The following is a 17403-nucleotide window of genomic DNA, read 5'->3' on the forward strand; positions in this document are numbered from 1 at the left end:
GTTTGACCGCTCAGGGTTATGATTCCGTTAATCTTCGCACCCATTTACAGTCAGCTTGAATTACCCGCGCGGCACCGTTTTCCCGTGGCGAAATATCAGCAGCTTTATAACCAGCTTGTTGCTCGAGGCGCAAAGCCTGCTCAGTTTGTGCGCCCTGTGCCACTGGATTATAGGCGTATCGAAGATGCGCTCTGTCCGCGCTACGTATCTCGGTTTATCAATGGCGAGATTGACCGGCAGGCAATGCGCCGAATTGGATTTCCTTGGTCAGAGCAACTTGTTGAACGCACCTTGACGGCAGTGGCAGGCACCATACTGGCCGGAGTTCTATCACTAGATAGAGGTAAAGCCATTAACCTAACCGGCGGGTATCATCACGCCTTCTACGATTATGGCGCGGGCTTTTGCATCATTAACGATTTGTATTTGTCTGCGCTCAATCTGCTCACAAAACCGGCAATTAACCGTGTGCTGATATTCGACTGTGATGTGCATCAGGGCGATGGCACCGCAGCGTTGGCTCAGGACCATGAGGATATTTTTACCGTATCTGTGCATGGGGAAAAAAACTTCCCTTTTCGAAAGCAGGTTTCTGATATTGATGTGCCATTGCCCAAAGGCACTGGTGACGACCTCTATCTAGAAAAGGTGGAACAGTCACTACTGATGGCGGTCAACACGTTTAAGCCTGATGCAGTGATATACGATGCCGGCGTTGATATCCACTGTGATGATGATCTCGGACATTTTGAGGTTAGCAACGAGGGCATACTGGCTCGTGACCAGTTGGTATTCGAGGCCTGTGATCGTGCCGGGCTACCCGTGTCGGCGGTGATTGGCGGTGGCTACCAGCGAGATATTCAAGCGTTGGTCAATTTACATGAATTACTGTTTCAGGCGGCGAAGGCAGTGTAACGCGGCCTAACGAACCGGTGTCTCAAAACCGTCTGGTTTGAGTGCCAACACGGAGCACTTAACCTGCTCTAGTATGGATTCTGCGGTATTGCCAATAATCAATCCCGGTATGCCTACTCGCCCGACGGTTCCCATCACAATCAGATCGATATCGTATTTTTCAACCATCTTTGGAATTTCTTTGTATGGCTTGCCTTTAGCCAGATGCACTCTGGGCTGGAGGTACGATACGGCGTCTTTTCCCAGCATCGTCTCCATTTTTCTGACTAGCTGGTCCAGGTCGTCTGAGCGTTCACGACGAATCTGTTCGACGTAGCGGTCTACTTCTTCTTCCGGCATGCGAGAAAACGCGCCATAGCGATAGAAATGTTCGGCGTAGGCTTCCCATGCCGCACCGATATGCATCTCTGTTAGTTCGGGCATAGCCATCGTTGCGCCGTATTCTAGTACCTTGTTGTTTAGTGCAGCTTGCACTCTAACCTCTTCGACTTCGTCGACGTCTTCATTGATATCAACCGTAGCAAGAATACGGTGAAAACTGTCGTTGTGGCCCGGTTTTAACATCAGAACTGGGCATGGACATTTTCTGATGAGTTGCATGTCTTCACTACCAAACATACGCTCTAGCCACGCGACATCTTCAGCACATTTAACAACAAGGTCATGTTGATTGGTTACGACGCTCCTGATGATCTCAAGGAAGCCGATGCCGGAGAGAACCTCGATGTTGGCCTTAACCTTGGGAGAAATCTCAGAAATGCGGCTGGCGATAGCAGATCGTTTGACCTCCGCGAGGTGCTGTAAACTTTGATCGAAGTAGGTGTAGTGCTCCGTGGAGTACCAAAGTTTACTAGCGTCCATGGTGGACACAAACGTGATTGTAGCCTGGTGATCTTCCGCAATCTTTATTGAATGCAGTATCGCTTCATCCGAGTTTTCCTCAGTGTCTACTATGCATAACACACTGTTGAATTGCCTCATAATGTTACCTGCTTGGCCTGTTTCAGTTGCCTGTTGCTGCCTCTACTTCCGTCGCAGATGTCATCCGTCGGTACGCAAGACGCATTTGCTTTTCAGTTTCGATAATTGCAAAGAGTGCTACGCCTATACCCACAATGATCAAACCATCAAAGAACGCGATTGAGACCGTCGCAAATATACTCTGAAGTGGCGGCAAGTAGGTTATCGCGAACTGCGCGACGGTGACCGCACATACGACCGTCCAGACAACCCTTGTTCCCCGCACGGCGCTCCAATTTAGAGATGTGCTATAAATGTTGCGGATAAAAAACAGATGGAAAATCTCCATGACTACCAGGGTGTTCAATGCCATTGTACGCGCCAAGTCCACGGAGTATCCCCGATCAATTGCATATTGATAGATGCCAAAAACACCGAGTAGAAAGAGAATAGAAACTAGAATGATATGCCATACAAGTTCACCGTTTAGCAGCGGTTCTCGGCGGTCACGCGGTGGTCGGCACATGGTGTTTTTCTCGGTTGGCTCGAATGCTAACGCTATGCCTAACGTGATTGCGGTAATCAGGTTTATCCAAAGTATTTGGATAGGAGTTACCGGGAGCGTCAGTCCGGTCAGTAAAGCCAGTATAATCGTCATGGCTTCGCCGGCGTTTGTTGGCAAAGTCCAACTGATTACTTTTTTGAAATTGTCATAGACTGTTCTGCCTTCTCTGACGGCTGCAACGATGGATGCAAAGTTATCGTCTGCCAACACCAGTTCCGCGGCTTCCTTCGCGGCTTCGCTGCCTTTTTTACCCATGGCTATACCGGCGTCGGCCCGCTTGAGTGCGGGAGCGTCGTTAACCCCGTCGCCGGTCATAGCTACGGTCATATTTTGAGCCTGTAATGCCATGACCAATCGCAGTTTGTGTTCTGGACTTGTGCGCGCAAAGATATCGCAATCGCGTACTGCCTGCTGCAATGCGGCGTCATCCATCCCGTCGAGGTCTAACCCGGTAAGAACCTTGTCGGTGTTGCGCAATCCGATCTGTTGGCCGATAGCCGCCGCTGTCTTGAAGTGGTCGCCAGTAATCATTTTTACATCAATGCCAGCGGTATGGCACTCGCTGACCGCGGCTATCGCTTCTGGTCGTGGTGGATCAATCATCCCGACCAATCCTAGGAACGTAAGCGACCCTTCAACGTCCGTGTGTGCTAATACTGTGTGCTCGGGCGGAACCGATTTGACGGCGAAAGCCAGCAGTCGTTGACCAAGCGAGGCGATTGTTTCTGCGCGAGAGTTCCAGTAATCGGTGTCCAGGGGTTCCGTGCCGCCGTTGGTTGCACGTTGATCGGCGCACATGGCCAAAATGCGTTCTGGCGCGCCTTTTACGAAAATACAGCCATGGCCTTCGTGGTCGTGGTTCAGCGTGGCCATAAACCGGTGCTTCGAATCAAAGGGAATCGCGTCGGTACGTGTCCATGCGTCCATTTCACGGTTAGCATCGATATACATTTTTCCGCTAAACGCAAGCAATGCGCCCTCCATCGGGTCGCCTTCCACATGCCAAATATTGTCTTTATGACGCAACGCCGCGTCGTTGCAAAGTGCTGCTGCACGGGCAAGTTCTTCAAGTACTGTATGCTCAGAGGGAGAAACGTTAACGTTGTTCAGTCTTAATGCGCCTTTAGGCTCATAACCACACCCGTCCAGTGTGAATAGATGTTGGTGCGATACCACGGACGAGACCATCATTTCGTTGCGCGTTAGTGTGCCTGTTTTATCGGTGCATATAACAGACACGGATCCAATGGTTTCAATCGCGGGCAGCCGCCTGACAATAGCATTGCGCTTGGCCATGGCCTGTACGCCAATAGCAAGCGTAATCGTCAGTACAGCGGGCAGCCCTTCGGGAATCGCGGCAACCGACAACCCGACGACAGCCATAAACATCTCGGTGAAATTATAATGTGCAACAAAATGGCCAAAGATTAGCAACAACCCCGCGATAAGCAGAATCATAATCGTTAGCCATTTTGCGAATTCGGCCATTTGGGTGACCAGTGGCGTGGTGAGTGTTTCGACGTCTGATAGTAAACCGCTTATTCTTCCGATTTCAGTGCCCGTACCAATCGCGACTACAACGCCTTTTCCTTGCCCACTTGTGACGAGAGTGCCGGAATAGGCCATGCCGGCGCGATCGCCCAGCGGGAGGCTGCTCTCAACGGCCAGCGTGCTTTTTTCTACAGGTGCTGATTCGCCGGTCAGTATGGCCTCCTGTATCGCCAGGCCATGTGCGTTCACGAGTCGCAGGTCGGCAGGAACTTTGTCGCCAGCTTCCAATAACACGATATCGCCGGGAACCAAATCTTCCCCTGCGACAGCGATTCTTTCCCCAGCCCGAATAACATTGGCGCGAGGGGCTAACATATGCCGAATGGCATCCATTGCTTGTTCGGCCTTGCCCTCCTGAACAAAGCCAATAATTGCATTCGCTATCACGACGGCGAGAATGACCCCCGTATCGACCCAATGGCTGAGCAATGCGGTAATCGCGGCGCAGACGAGCAAAACGTAGATAAGAACGTTGTGAAAGTGAAGCAGGAATCGCGCGACGACATTTCTTTTGGCAGCCTGGGGAAGGCGGTTGGCGCCATGGGTGGCCCGCCGTTGCTGTGCTTCGGAATGGGTCAGGCCCGCCGGGGATGACTGGAGTTTATTGAGAGCAGCGTCGGGTGCCAGCGCGTGCCATGTTGTTAACGACTCGTTTTCCGGGTTCTGCATCTTTGCCTCAAATGACAAATTTGGATCACAGACTGTGGTGCCGCTATGTCTTCCTGATGTCAGGCAGTCATGGTGACAGGGATACAGGCCTAGCTATATAAAAGCATTGATCAGGATCAAGGGGCGCTGTTATGAGGAGGGAAACCCTATGTAAAGATCGGGATCAGCTGCGCTGGCTACTCATTTGGGTACGTCGACCCGCTGCGCCCCGCCAAGTCAAACAGTCGGTCTGGAATTTCTTTCTGTTCAGGGGCATGACCTATTGACAAGCCAAGGGCATTTTTGAGTACCAGCGCCTGAGAAATGCTAGCCAGAACAACAGTCGTCACATTCGGGGGGCGACGGTATCCATCCCTACTTTCGTCAAGAAAGCGGACAACGTCGTGGCCAATCCCAGCACCACAGTCGCTGCAAACGGCTGCGCAATCAGCGTAGGGCTCAGGAAAACTCGTAGCTGACCAACCAGTCCGCCATGGCACGCAGGAAGCGGGCCGCATCGGCGCCATTGATTACGCGATGGTCGTAGCTCAACGACAATGGCAGCATTTGCCGGAGTACCGGATTGCCATTGTCGTCGGGTACAAAGCGTTGCTGGGTACGGGTGATCCCGACGATGGCCACTTCCGGGGCATTGATGATGGGAGTGAAGGATGTGCCGCCAATGTGGCCAAGTGACGACAGAGTGATACAGCCGCCGGACATCTCCTGCATTGACAGACCTTTGGTCTTAGCCTTCTCAGACAGTGCCACGATTTCGGCGCTGATGTCGTCGAGGCTTTTCTTGTCGACATCGCGGATCACCGGTACTAGCAGCCCCGCTGGCACATCAACCGCAAAGCCTATGTTGTAGTAGCTCTTGGCGAAAAGTTTTTTGCCGTCGGCACTGAGGGAACAGTTGTACTGCGGGAACTGCTTGAGCATGTCCACGGTGCACTTCATCAGCGCAGGCAGCAAGGTTCGTTTTTTGTCGGGATGCGCAGCGTTCCATGCTTTGCGGCGGATTTCAAAATCAGTGACATCCACTTCGTCGTTGTGCGTGACGTGGGGAATCATCGACCAGTTGCGTTCCATAGCTTTGGCGACAAAGCCCTGGATTTTACCGACAGGTTTTTCTTCCACGCTGCCGTATACCGAAAAGTCTTCCTCGGGCCAGGGCATCATGGGTGCTGGCTTGGTTGTCATAGCTTGTACTCCAATTGTCAATCGGAACCGGGGGGCAGTAACTGCCCCCCGGCTGATTAAGAGAAGCCGCTAGACACCAGCAATGGGAAATTACTTGGACTTGCGGCCGCTTTTCTTTTTGCCCTTCTCTTCGGCCAGCAACTCGGGGAATTTTTCCTTGAGCAGTGTGCCGTGCAGGCTCAGGCGAAGCATTTCATCAGTAAAACGCTGGGCCATCTTTTTCTTGCTGTTGGCACTGCTGGAATGTGCGTTTGCCCACACCGGCCATAGGAAAACACCCACCAGCAAGATAACAGCGTGTACTTCGGCGTCGATGTCCGGCTGAGCGTAGTCTGACTCAACAAAATCGTCGATGCTCTGGCGGTAGCGTGCCCAGAACGGGTCACTGGCTGCCTGGTTGGAACTTAATACCTCATAGAGCCAGACTCGTCCGAATTCCGGGTTTTCCATGGCGAAATTGGCCAGTTTTTCGATAACTTCACGCGGGCGACGTGTTTGCACCTCGGCGTCGACACCGTTTTCGTCGACATCGCCAAAGACTTCCCGCATCAGCTTTCGGCTGACCCAAGCCTTGGTTTCATCGATCAGCGTCTCCCGTGTGGGGAAATGGTGATAGGCCGTTCCGCGGTTGACTCCGGCCAGCTGCGCAACCTGTGAAACGCTTAAGCCCTCGGGGCCATCCTTTGCCAGCAACTTGCCGGCTACTTCGAGAATGGCTTCGCGCGTCAGCTGCGGATCGCGCTTACTTTTTCGTGCTTTTCGTGTCGCTACTGCGTCGCTCAATGTTCTACCCAACCCGTTTAGCAAATTGATTTTGTATTTTAACCGACTTCTGGTGGTTACTGCACAATTCGGGCCATCCCTAGAGCTAATTTCCCGCAAGTTACACGATTTTCGCTACGTAGACCGGCTTATACGCGCTCGATAATCAGTGCAGGAGCCATACCGCCCGCGGCGCACATGGTGACCAGGCCGCGCTTCAGGTCGCGACGTTCCAGCTCATCTAGCAGGGTGCCAATCATCACCGCACCGGTCGCCCCAATCGGGTGCCCAAGGGCAATCGCGCCACCATTAACGTTAATCTTGTCGCGGTCGATACCGAGATCCCGGATAACCTTTTCCACCACGACTGCAAATGCCTCGTTGATTTCAAACAGATCTATGTCACCGAGGGTGAGCCCGGCTTTAGCCAATACTTTCTTAATGGCGGGTCCCGGGGCATTGAGCATCAGCGTGGGGTCGTCACCGATATTTGCGCTGGCGACAACGCGCGCGCGGGCTTTGAGACCGCTTTTCTTCAAATAATCTTCAGAGGCCATCAACAGGGCCGCCGCACCGTCTACCACACCGGATGAATTGCCCGCGTGGTGGAAGTGTTCAATGTTGAGATCCGGATAGCGGCGGTTTATGAACCCGGCAAAGGTATTGCCCTCTTCATCAATAGGCATTCGCGCGAGTTTGGCGAAACTTGGTTCCAGCTTGGCAAGGTCTTCGGCGGTGGTGTTCGGGCGTGGATACTCTTCTTTGTCCAATACCACATTGCCGTCGTCGTCGAGCACTGGCACCAGAGATTTGTTGAAGCGGCCTTCTGCGATGGCAATAGCGGCGCGCTTCTGGCTTTCGAGTGCAAATGCGTCCAGATCTTCGCGGGAGATTCCTTCCATCGAGGCGATGGCATCGGCACAGACGCCCTGATGGCTCTGCGGATGCTTGGCCTGCAGGCGGGCATTACCGCTACCCATCATTAGCGGACGCAAGCCAGCGGCCATTTCGTCCTGACTGGCTTTGGAAATTACCGACATCATTTCAGTACCGCCAGCAATAATCAGGTCTTCCAGACCAGACATTATCTGGCCGGCAGCGAGTGCCGCAGAGGTGATGCCACTGCCACAGAAGCGATCCAGAGTAACGCCGCTTACCGTAACATCTAGGCCAGCATCCAGTGCGGCCATTCGCGCAAGATCACCGCCCTGGGTGCTCTTCTGGGCACTGGTACCCCAGATAATGTCATCGATGTCTTTGCTGTCTATACCGTTGCGCTCCACAATTGCCTTCATCACCGTGGCGGCAAGATGCTGAGGGTGCATATGAGTCAGCGCACCCTTGCCGGGTTTGCCGATGCCGCGAGGGGTGCGGACTGCGTCAACGATATAGACTTCAGACATGCGTGATCTCCTGTGTTCGCAAGCGCCGCAGTATGGGTAAGTGCGGCACCGGGTCGCCGTTGCGACTGATACTTGGAGGGTAGTTTAGTATTATTCGACAGTGTTGTGCAATAATAGAAGGCGTCGAATGTGTCTCGCCCGTTGATCGACTCTGCTATTATTCTTGTCATTGAATTCAGAGACTTAACGGCTAATGACAGGTAGTCGAAAAAATTTTGCTCCCGGGACCACCGGCAATGCAAAGTTAAAGGCGCAATAAATGCCAATGAAGAAGGCCACACAAAAGCGCAGCTACAACAGCCCCTTGCGTGAGCAGCAGAGCGCCGAGACCCGAGAGAATATTGTCTCGGCAGGGGCCGCCTTGGTACATACCCTGCCAGACTGGGATTGGAAGAATTTGTCGGCCCGGGCCGTTGGCGAAAAGGCGGGGGTCAGCGAGCGCACCGTGCGCCGCTATTTCACCACCGATGCCAAATTGCGCGACGCCGTGTTAAAACGGCTGGTTGAAGAATCGGGTATCGACCTGAGTACGTTGAGCCTTAGCGATTTTTCTGAAGTAGTGGTGGGTCTGTTCCAGCACCTGCAGTCATTTCAGGCTAAAACCACGACCCCCCAAGATTCTGCCTTCGACAGCCTCGATCGCCTGCGTCGCGCGGGCCTGATAAATGCCGTCGTTGCCGAGACGCCTGACTGGAGCCCGGAAGAGCAGGAAACCGCAGCGGCAATGCTCGATATCCTCTGGCAGCCGCAGCTGTTCGAACGTCTTACCGGCCGCTGGGGCTTTGATGACGAGCGCACCAGTCGCAGCCTGCGCTGGTTATTTACGCTCATGCATGAGGCAATTAGCGCAGGGCGTAAACCGTGACATCCACGCTAAGCGGTCAGCACTTGCGTTGGGCTGCCTAACACAGGCATCCATCACCAGCGGATTTTTTCCAACAACCCGCCAACGTCGTCGCGCAATCACATTAGTCAGTTTACCAACTGGTTTGTGAGATACAGCAGCGGAAACAGCACCAGGACCCAACCATAGGCGACACGCTTCAACCAGCGAGGAGCTGAACGTACTTCCATAAAATACATGATGACCAGTTGGGCTTTGGCGGCGGCAATGAGAAGCACCGACAACGTGACCGCGTGGCTTGGTTGCAGATCAGTACCGACGTTGCGGCCGATCAACCACGCGGCCACTGTGATCAGGCTGAGTATTGCCCAGACTGTCGTCAGCGGATTTTTTAGATACGCGATCATCGCTTACCTCATCAGATAAAACACAGCGAGTAGCACCAGCCACAGCACATCCACCATGTGCCAGTAGATCGCGCCGATCTCAATGAATTTGATATCCGGCTGGGCCGCCTGTCGGAGGTTGCGCAGCATAAACGCCATAATGCACAGGCCCAGCAGCACATGGAGCAGGTGAAGTCCTGTCATCACGTAGTAATACATGAAAAACAGGTTTTCTCCGGGGGTATGGCCGGCGCTGATCTTGGGTATCCATTCCACCATCTTCAGTACGGGAAACAGCGCACCGAGAACAATCGCAAGACTCAGTAACCGTCCAGCATCACGAATCTTGTGTTCTCGCACCGCCTCGGTGGCCAGCGCAACAAAGAGTGAGCTGGTTAGCAGCACTATGGTATTGGCAACGCCGATTCCCTGGCTCAGAAACTGCTGACTGTAAAGAAAGACGTCGAGATTCTGCCCGCGGTAGACCATGTAGCAAAGGAAGTAGACGCCGAAGATCAGCAGATCGCCAACGATAAAAAACCACATGCCGTGATCGCCGGGCAGATAGTCGGCGCGTGTGCGGGGCGCTTGGCCAACCTGTGAAATTGTCATGACCAGTCTCCTCAGGCGTAGGCAGCGCGCGGTGTTGGGCCGCTGTTGTAAAGCTCGGACTCCGGCTGTTTTCGGATCGCCTGAAAAATGCAGTAATACACGATGAACTGCCAAGGCACGTACAGCACCATATTGAACCAGAAGGCGAGCAACCCATTCCAGGCGAAGGGGCCGGTATGGGCAATCCACACTGTTGCTGCGAAGATCTCGGTTACTGACTGCCAGATGGTGTAGTAACCCAGCCATTTCGGCAGGATATTGTTTTTATCGAGCAGTATGGCAAGCGCCAGACAGGACCAGTTCAAAAAGAAACAGCCCAGACAACCGATAAACGAGAGGTAGCCGAAGTCGTACAGCATCTGCAGTATTTCTGGACTGTACCCTTCGCGGAAAGCGCCCAGTCCGAAACAGAACATCGGGAAAAGGCAACCGACAATAGCGCCTGTCATTGCACCGGCGATAAATGCAAAGCGCAAAACGGGGCTGACCGACATGCGTTTCATCTGGATGGCATACATAGCGTTACCAACTGCTGACAGGCCGACCGACAGTATCAAGATGGTGCTGGCAATCAGCAGATTGGGCGACTGCATGAATTCGACAACGCCGGCGAGATCGCTTTCTGGCGCGCGCGGCGGCATCATCCAGCTCAACGGCACAAACACCAGCCCGAACAGGTTATAGAACACAGGAATGCTCCAAAAGCAGAGCAGCTGGTCCAATTTTTTGTTTTTGTACCAGGGCTCGGTCGGCTGGCTGACGGGTTCCCGCTCTGCTGTGGCGATTGTGCTCATGCCGCCACTCCTTCCTGTTCTACCTGTTGTTTAGTCACTTTCAGCAACACCAGAAACATCACCGCCACGTACACAATAAATGTGGAAAACCGCAGTGTGAACGAGATGCTACCGTCCCAAGCCAACGGCCCCGTCTTGTAGAGCAGCGAAAACGCTGCCGGCAGCATCAGCAAGCCTGTAACTATATTGAAATGGGCGACCCAGATCGGGAACACAGGATCAGGTCGGGCGTCGAGATAAATACTGCCGGCGAGACAAAGGTTCTGCACGAACACGCAACCTACCGGTGCTACTAGGAAGAACCAAGCCATATCGTTAAGCAGACTGATCAGTTGCGGATCGCGGTCCGGGCGGAACAGGGCAATTCCCCACGCAAAGTCCGCCAATATAAAGGCTGTGATGCCAATCCCAGCGGCAATAATATAGGCGTAGGCGAAAATCGGACTGGAATTTACGACACGCAGCATCTGTACCGCAATTAAGGCAAACAGCGGCACCAGCAGGGCGCCAATGATATTGCCAAAAATCACCACGCCACGCATGGCGGTGAGATTTTCTTTAAAGAATGCTGCCACTTCCTCGGGTGACAAGGTCGGCGACAGTGGTGGCGCAAACGCTGGAAACAGCCAGTACGCTACTAAAAACAGCAGGCCAGCCACTGGGGTAAGCCACAACAGTATGTTTTGTCCTCGGGTATTCATATTCTTCCCCTGTTATTGCCCAAAGTCGTAACTCAGCTGCAAACCGATATTGCGTGGCTCGGAATAGATCGAACTCTGAAAATAGGTCAGATTCCACTGGTTACTGTTTGAAATACGGTATTCCTTGTTGGCGAGATTGGTGCCGTAAATCTGCGCGCTGAAGGCAGAATCCAGAATACGGCTGCAGCTGATACTGGCATTGACGAGACCAAAATCCGGCAGCCATGCACCGGGCTCAGCCTCGGGTGGCGAAATTTGTGCGCTGTACTGTTCGTCAACCCAGGCATAGGTAACTGAACCCTCGATATCGCCCCAGTGCTGCGCAACGGGCAGTAGATAGCGCAGCGATAGGCTGTATTGATGTTCCGGCGTGGTTTTGAACGGCAAGCAGGTTAGTTCCAGCGAGTCCCCGCGAGATTTTTCCTGACCACTGCAGTCCAGTTGCGGCGTGGCGCCAAAATAATCCAGATCAAAGCGGTTGTACTTCGCATCGGTGTAGCCATAGGTTGCCACCACGGTCAGACCGGGTGAAAGCTGCACGGTCAGATCCATTTCTAGGCCTGCAACCGTGGCTTCACCCACATTGAAAATCGACTGGCCAAGTTGTGGTACCGGGCTGGGGTTGTCGGGGTCAACGTAGGCATCCGGTGCCGCCGTCTGCATGTCGGTGTAGTCGGTATAGTAAAGGGCGGTATTCAGCCGCACCGGAATGTCACCGAGCGCGAAATCGGCCTTTTGGCCGATCTCATAATTCACCACAAACTCCGGTTCGTAGGTGTAATGCTGAGGATTGGCGGCGATCGTCGACAGTCCGCCGGTTTTGTAGCCACGGCTTACCTTGCCGTAGAGCATTAGGTTTTCAAACTTGTAGTCAAGACCCGCAGTATAAGTGAGGGCTGTCGTTTCCACTTCGGTAACAAAAGATTTGTCCACCAGGGTAAAGCCGCCGCTGGCGACCTGCTTTATGAATGCACTGCCCTCGGTGAGATCGTCGGTGTAGCGCACGCCAAGTGTCAGATTCAGCCCTGCAAGCGACGTGGTGAGATGTCCAAGGTCGTAACTTGCCTGCGCAAACGGAGCGAACGATTCTTTGTGTTGTTTGTAGCCTTGTTCGACATCGACAAACAGCAGTGACTTGGCAATGATGCGACCGTCGGCATCGGTTTCCTCATAGTAAGCGCCCACGACATAGTTCAGCGCGCCCTCGAGTGCCTCCCCTTGCAGCTGCAGTTCTTCGGTGATGGTTCGCACATCGGAATTGTTGACACCATCCGGGTTAATGAATTCATTGAAAGCTGCGCGCGAACCGTCCAGATCCCACCGGTAGCTGTGTACCAGCGTAGAGTAGCTGAGAATATTGCGCAGTGTGATGCTGTCGGTGAGGTCAAAACTGAAGTTGTCGACAAAGGTGTCGCTGTTTAGCTGATCATTGGGGTCGCCGCTGAGCTGCACGCTGCGATTTCCTCGGGCTGCCTGCTCATCAATAATATCCTGCCCGCAATTGGTTGAAGGCCCAAAGGCATTCAACAGCAGACAGCCGGAATTGGCAGACTGTGCCGGATCGACCAGTGGCAATGATGGCAGTGTTAATCCCAACGCACCGGGTATGGCGCGATTAAGCCCCGTCCGGTTTACGCGCTCGATTACGGTTGCTGTGCCGTTGGTATCGCTATCGGAGAAATTGACCAACAGGTAATTACTGATGCGTTCGGTGGGCTGCCACAACACGCCCAGACGTGCAGTCCAGTAATTCTTGTCATCGTAGTCCTTGCCGGTCACCACATCTGTGGTAAAGCCGTCGCGCTCAAACACCTGCCCACCAATACGCGCCATCAGCACATCGTCAATCAGGGGAAGATTGACGACTGCTTCGTAACTGGCGCCCTTGGGATCATGGCCATTGTCGCCCGCCATTCGACTGATACCGGCGCGCAGCGACAGGCTGAATTCATTGTCCGGGCGGTTGGGTTCCAGAAGCAGCGCCCCGCCGGTGGTATTGCGGCCAAACAGGGTACCTTGACTACCTTTTAATACCTGGATATTGGACAAGTCAAAGAACTTACCGGAACCGCCCTGATAGTTTGCTACCGGATCTGATGGCAGGGCCACTTCCGCGAGATAGATGACCACGCCCGGGCTTGAGCCAAACTGTGCGCCCTGCCCGCGAATCGTCGGGGTTTCGGTGTTGCGCATCTGACTACCGGTACCCACCACAAGCGATGGCACTTTACCGTTCAGATCGGTCGGGCTATTGATTTGCTCACGCCGCAGGTCATCACCACTCATGGCGGCCAGGGCGATCGGCACGTCTTGCTGACTTTCCTGCGTACGGCGGGCCGTGACCAGGACTTCTTCAATGGTTGCAGCTGGCGCATCCTGGGCAAACGCTGTCGGAACAACGCTTGCCACGGCTGCCCACAGGGCGCTTGCAAACACGGGCAAACGGCAGGAAAACATGGTGAACCTCTGTAATTATTGTAGTTACGGCGCCCCGGTCTAGCTTGGGAGGAGCTGCCAACGGGAGCAACGACAAGGCATGTCGACATTCAGCTAGGATATCGGCATGCCAGACGGCTCCCCCCCATACTATAATACTCAACAGCGATGTTTAATATTGATTTCTTTGGGTTGCCCCAGTAACGTTCCGAATCCTATTCGAATAATATTTGAGACCTGTCCGCATGACCGAGAGCGCTATTCGCACGCAAGCCCCCTACCCGGCGCCCTCGGTTGCCTGGTATGCCACCATTTGTCTGGCCCTGTTGTACTGGCTGTCGATTCTCGACCGTTTCATCATTTCGCTGATGGTCGATCCCATCAAACGGGATATGGGGCTGACAGACGTGCAGTTCGGATTGCTGCACGGGATGGCGTTTGCGGTCACCTATTCCCTGTTCGGGCTGATTGCCGGGGCACTGGCGGACCGCTTCAGTCGGCGCTGGATTATCTTTGTGAGTGTGACTATCTGGTCTATGGCAACGGCCGCCTGCGGTATGGCTCTGCATTACTGGCAACTGCTACTGGCCCGTATTGGTGTTGGTGTCGGCGAAGCCGGGCTGAATCCCAGCGCGACCTCCATGCTGACCGACCTGTTCCCGCGAGACCGGCTCACGACCGCCATGGCCGTGTATTCCATTGGCGCCACTATAGGCTCCGGTACTGCTTACCTCTTTGGCGGCATGATTGTGGATATGGTGGCGCAGGCACCTACCTATGCCCTGCCACTGATTGGCGAAGTGCGCTCCTGGCAAGCCGTGTTTTTCATGATTGGCGTGCCGGGCGTGGCGCTGGCATTGATCGTTTTTACCTTTCCCGAACCGTTACGCAGAGATCGCAAAGCGGTAGTTGAGAAGCAGGGGTTCTGGGAAGGTATCTTGGGCACTTACAAGAATTTGCTGGTTTTTATCCGTACGCAGAAACGATTTTTTATCCATCACTACATAGGCTTTGCGATGGCGTCTATTGTGATGGGGGGGTGCGGCGTATGGTATCCAGCGCATATGGGGCGAACCTTTGGCTGGAGTGCCAGTCAGATTGGCTTGTATCTGGGGTTAACGCTTATCGTATCAAGTATTGTTGGTAAGTTACTCTGTGGGTATGCGGCCGACACGCTCTATCGGCGCGGCTACCGCGATGCGCAGTTCCGCTGGTATGGCTGGAGTCTGATACTGGCCGTACCGTTTGGTATTGCTGCCATGCAGTTTACTGATCCGTACTTGTTTCTCGGCTGTGTCAGTATATTTCTGGTGCTTCTGGCGCCATTACCCGCCTGCTATATTGCCGCGTTAAACCTTGTTACCCCAAATGAATTGCGTGGCGCAGGTATCGCCTTTTTCTCAGGCACGGCTGGGCTGGTAGGGCTGGCAGCTGGCCCGCTCATAATCGCGTTCTTTTCTGACCACCTCTATGGTGGCAATGCCATCGGCATGGGTATGGCCACCACGATCGCCATCTGCTGTCCGATAGCGGCAACCCTCCTTCTGACAGGCTGCAAGGCGATGCATCAGGCTGTAGTCAGCCTCGAAAGCGCCAGTCAGTAACGACCGGCCTTGCCCTCTAATCCACCATAGCGCAGCGACGGTATCCCGCCACTATGCCTTTAGGATCCTCGCACCGCCTTTTCGGCGCGCGGCGGCACTAACTGAGACCTACCGCCAACCAAAGATAAGCCGAACAAGCAGATTTAGCACACCACATATGTGAAACACATATTCCCCTCCATTTAAGCACCCCACAACATCACCGCCGAGGCATCAGTCATCAACTCAAACACCTATTTAACATAACTCAAGAAACTCCCTGGATACTGCGATGGCTCTACTTGCACCAATCTACATGGGTTCATATATGCGGTGTGCTAATATTGCCTCTCAGGAGGGCCCATGGATCACCGAATTTCTAGTCTGCTGAGCGTCTGCCGCCAGCTCGTCAACACCCGGAATCAACTGGTAGACCAGCTGACGAGTGAAAGCTTGCCGGCCTGGCTGCCAGATCAAGCTTCGCAGCGATCCGTCGCGATCCAAGCCGCCACCGCACTGTATGCCGATGAGTGCCCTCTTCCACCACGTTCAGGTTTGCTGTGCGTGGGGCAACGCTCCGCTGACATCGCCGCGCAGTTCAATATTTATAAGCAAATACTGAAAGAAACCATCCGGTCCCTGAAAGAAGATTTACCTCCCGGGAGAGATAACCGAACCTTTCATGCGCTGCTAACCCAGACGGACTCCCCTCTCTTCCAGCGCGACCCCACCGTAGCAAAAGCGTTGCGACAGGTTCGCTTTGGCGATCTGCATCTCGTTTGGGCCTATCGCCAACTGCGAGTTCTTGATCCCACCGTATTGTCGTTTCGCTGGTGCTGGCATGTAAAACGCCGGGAGGTAATACGCCTCAAGCACGAAGAGGTGGTGCAACTTGCCGAGCGACGAATGAAAGGCAAAGCGAGAGAAGTAACCCTGTCACAACTCGCCCGAGAGAACCCGAATCACGATTTTGCCCGGGCGAGAACACAACCGTCACCGCAACTGAAAGCCAACATAGTAGCCCTGTATGAAGGCGAAAAGATTCGCTACAGCATTCCGACGCCCAGCATTGTGCTGATAAATCAGGAGGCGTTACCCGACCTGCGATGGGTAGGAAACGAAGAGCCAGCGAGCAAGCGCGGTGGCAGAAGTGATGCAACCATCGAGAAGGAGCCGTTTATTCCGGCACTTAAGATTTATCGTTATGTTGACTAAGGTCATAGACAGCCAGTGAAACTCAGCGGGTAATATCAAACCACGGCACTTCGATATCACTCCGCAGCAGTGGTGCGCCAAGACAAACTCGTAGCCCCGGCTTGCCGATCTTCGAACTAACTATCAGGGATGTCACCAAAAAAACCGATAACACAGATGACTTTACCCTGTTCATTGGTCTGCGTTACATCGAACCCTGAGATCAAAAGTTTTCCATGCTGATGGATAGCCCAGTGGTAACGATGAAAATTGTGCTGTGAATCTACACCGCTGGTGCGGAAGTAAACTGCGCCGGGTAACTTGGATCTCACTTCGTGGACATTCTGCTCAAAGCCATCGATACCGGAGACATCAATGGTTGGGTCCACGAAACGAACCTTTGGGTCCAGTGCTTTTTCCAACAGGCTTCGAATCTCGGTAGGGTCTGATGCATTCCAAGCAGCCAGCATTAGGTCGAGTGCTTCAGGATAGCTCTTCATTTGTCATCTCCAATATATCCGCAAGAGAACCTGCGCGCAGAAAACACAAACGCAGCGCCTAAGCCGCAGCAATTAACTAAGCCAAGCTGCCATATCGCACCAATAGCACAGTTATGTGCCAAATACGGTGAAGCTCAGACCGACATCCGCAATATAACCCATCAGGAGTAACCCGCCTTCCAGCCTGCCAAGCCGACTGCCCGTATAAAGAAAGACCAATAGAATCAGTGAGGTTCCCAACATGACCCATTGGTCAAACTGCAGGATCCGCTCATGGACGGGGAGCGGTTGTAGCAATGCAGAGATTCCGAGTATTCCCAAGAGGTTGAAAATATTGCTGCCCAAG

15 protein-coding genes and 1 pseudogene are annotated in these 17403 nt (G+C 53.6%); 4 read left to right on the plus strand and 12 right to left on the minus strand.

Annotated features, from left to right (window positions below; all coding sequences use genetic code 11):
• Nucleotides 1-18 precede the first annotated feature (18 nt).
• Nucleotides 19-915 (plus strand): histone deacetylase family protein, encoded by an 897-nt coding sequence (locus tag AC222A_RS08925; RefSeq protein WP_486774867.1) that lies wholly within the window; start codon nt 19-21, stop codon nt 913-915.
• A 6-nt stretch (nt 916-921) separates the two neighbouring features.
• Here AC222A_RS08925 and AC222A_RS08930 read toward each other — a convergent pair whose 3' ends face one another.
• The 5 genes from AC222A_RS08930 to AC222A_RS08950 all read right to left on the minus strand — a co-directional run bounded on the left by AC222A_RS08930 (nt 922) and on the right by AC222A_RS08950 (nt 8007).
• The gene (locus tag AC222A_RS08930) at nt 922-1896 is read right to left on the minus strand and encodes a universal stress protein (RefSeq protein WP_372750331.1); all 975 of its coding nucleotides are present in this window, start codon (nt 1894-1896) and stop codon (nt 922-924) included.
• A 22-nt stretch (nt 1897-1918) separates the two neighbouring features.
• Nucleotides 1919-4660, minus strand: coding sequence for a cation-transporting P-type ATPase (locus AC222A_RS08935; protein ID WP_486774868.1), 2742 nt, complete (start codon nt 4658-4660; stop codon nt 1919-1921).
• Between the two features lie 438 nt (nt 4661-5098).
• A complete protein-coding gene (locus tag AC222A_RS08940; protein ID WP_372748517.1) occupies nt 5099-5842 on the minus strand; it encodes a 2-oxo acid dehydrogenase subunit E2 in 744 nt (247 codons plus the stop codon).
• Between the two features lie 90 nt (nt 5843-5932).
• Nucleotides 5933-6625 carry a TetR/AcrR family transcriptional regulator gene (locus AC222A_RS08945; RefSeq protein ID WP_372748516.1) on the minus strand — a complete coding sequence of 231 codons (693 nt, stop codon included), beginning with the start codon at nt 6623-6625 and terminating at the stop codon, nt 5933-5935.
• Between the two features lie 128 nt (nt 6626-6753).
• Nucleotides 6754-8007, minus strand: coding sequence for an acetyl-CoA C-acetyltransferase (locus tag AC222A_RS08950; protein ID WP_372748515.1), 1254 nt, complete (start codon nt 8005-8007; stop codon nt 6754-6756).
• 259 nt (nt 8008-8266) lie between these two features.
• Here AC222A_RS08950 and AC222A_RS08955 point away from each other — a divergent pair, with 259 nt between their 5' ends.
• Nucleotides 8267-8872 carry a TetR/AcrR family transcriptional regulator gene (locus AC222A_RS08955; protein WP_372748514.1) on the plus strand — a complete coding sequence of 202 codons (606 nt, stop codon included), beginning with the start codon at nt 8267-8269 and terminating at the stop codon, nt 8870-8872.
• A 107-nt stretch (nt 8873-8979) separates the two neighbouring features.
• On the opposite strand, the gene AC222A_RS08960 is transcribed toward AC222A_RS08955, so the two are convergent.
• The 5 genes from AC222A_RS08960 to AC222A_RS08980 are packed head-to-tail and all read right to left on the minus strand — an operon-like array spanning nt 8980 to nt 13801.
• Nucleotides 8980-9258, minus strand: coding sequence for a cytochrome C oxidase subunit IV family protein (locus tag AC222A_RS08960; protein ID WP_372748513.1), 279 nt, complete (start codon nt 9256-9258; stop codon nt 8980-8982).
• Nucleotides 9259-9261: 3 nt separating this feature from the next.
• Complete coding sequence (locus AC222A_RS08965) at nt 9262-9849, minus strand: cytochrome c oxidase subunit 3 (protein ID WP_372748512.1); 588 nt, start codon at nt 9847-9849, stop codon at nt 9262-9264.
• Between the two features lie 11 nt (nt 9850-9860).
• The gene (locus AC222A_RS08970; RefSeq protein ID WP_372748511.1) at nt 9861-10643 is read right to left on the minus strand and encodes a hypothetical protein; all 783 of its coding nucleotides are present in this window, start codon (nt 10641-10643) and stop codon (nt 9861-9863) included.
• Nucleotides 10640-11344 carry a hypothetical protein gene (locus tag AC222A_RS08975; protein ID WP_372758306.1) on the minus strand — a complete coding sequence of 235 codons (705 nt, stop codon included), beginning with the start codon at nt 11342-11344 and terminating at the stop codon, nt 10640-10642. The genes AC222A_RS08970 and AC222A_RS08975 overlap by 4 nt, the downstream gene beginning before the upstream one ends.
• Before the next feature lie 12 nt (nt 11345-11356).
• Nucleotides 11357-13801, minus strand: a complete 2445-nt coding sequence (locus AC222A_RS08980) for a TonB-dependent receptor (RefSeq protein WP_486774869.1) — start codon at nt 13799-13801, stop codon at nt 11357-11359.
• Nucleotides 13802-14025: 224 nt separating this feature from the next.
• Here AC222A_RS08980 and AC222A_RS08985 point away from each other — a divergent pair, with 224 nt between their 5' ends.
• Both AC222A_RS08985 and AC222A_RS08990 read left to right on the plus strand, forming a co-directional pair.
• A complete protein-coding gene (locus AC222A_RS08985; protein WP_486774870.1) occupies nt 14026-15384 on the plus strand; it encodes a spinster family MFS transporter in 1359 nt (452 codons plus the stop codon).
• Nucleotides 15385-15726: 342 nt separating this feature from the next.
• Entirely contained in the window at nt 15727-16578 is an 852-nt protein-coding gene (locus AC222A_RS08990) for a hypothetical protein (RefSeq protein WP_486774871.1), read from the plus strand.
• Nucleotides 16579-16694: 116 nt separating this feature from the next.
• Here AC222A_RS08990 and AC222A_RS08995 read toward each other — a convergent pair whose 3' ends face one another.
• Entirely contained in the window at nt 16695-17057 is a 363-nt protein-coding gene (locus AC222A_RS08995) for a hypothetical protein (RefSeq protein WP_372783772.1), read from the minus strand.
• Nucleotides 17058-17168: 111 nt separating this feature from the next.
• Nucleotides 17169-17403, minus strand: a pseudogene (locus AC222A_RS09000) (calcium/sodium antiporter); the annotation flags it as partial.

It is taken from the genome of Litorivivens sp. (assembly GCF_057445395.1).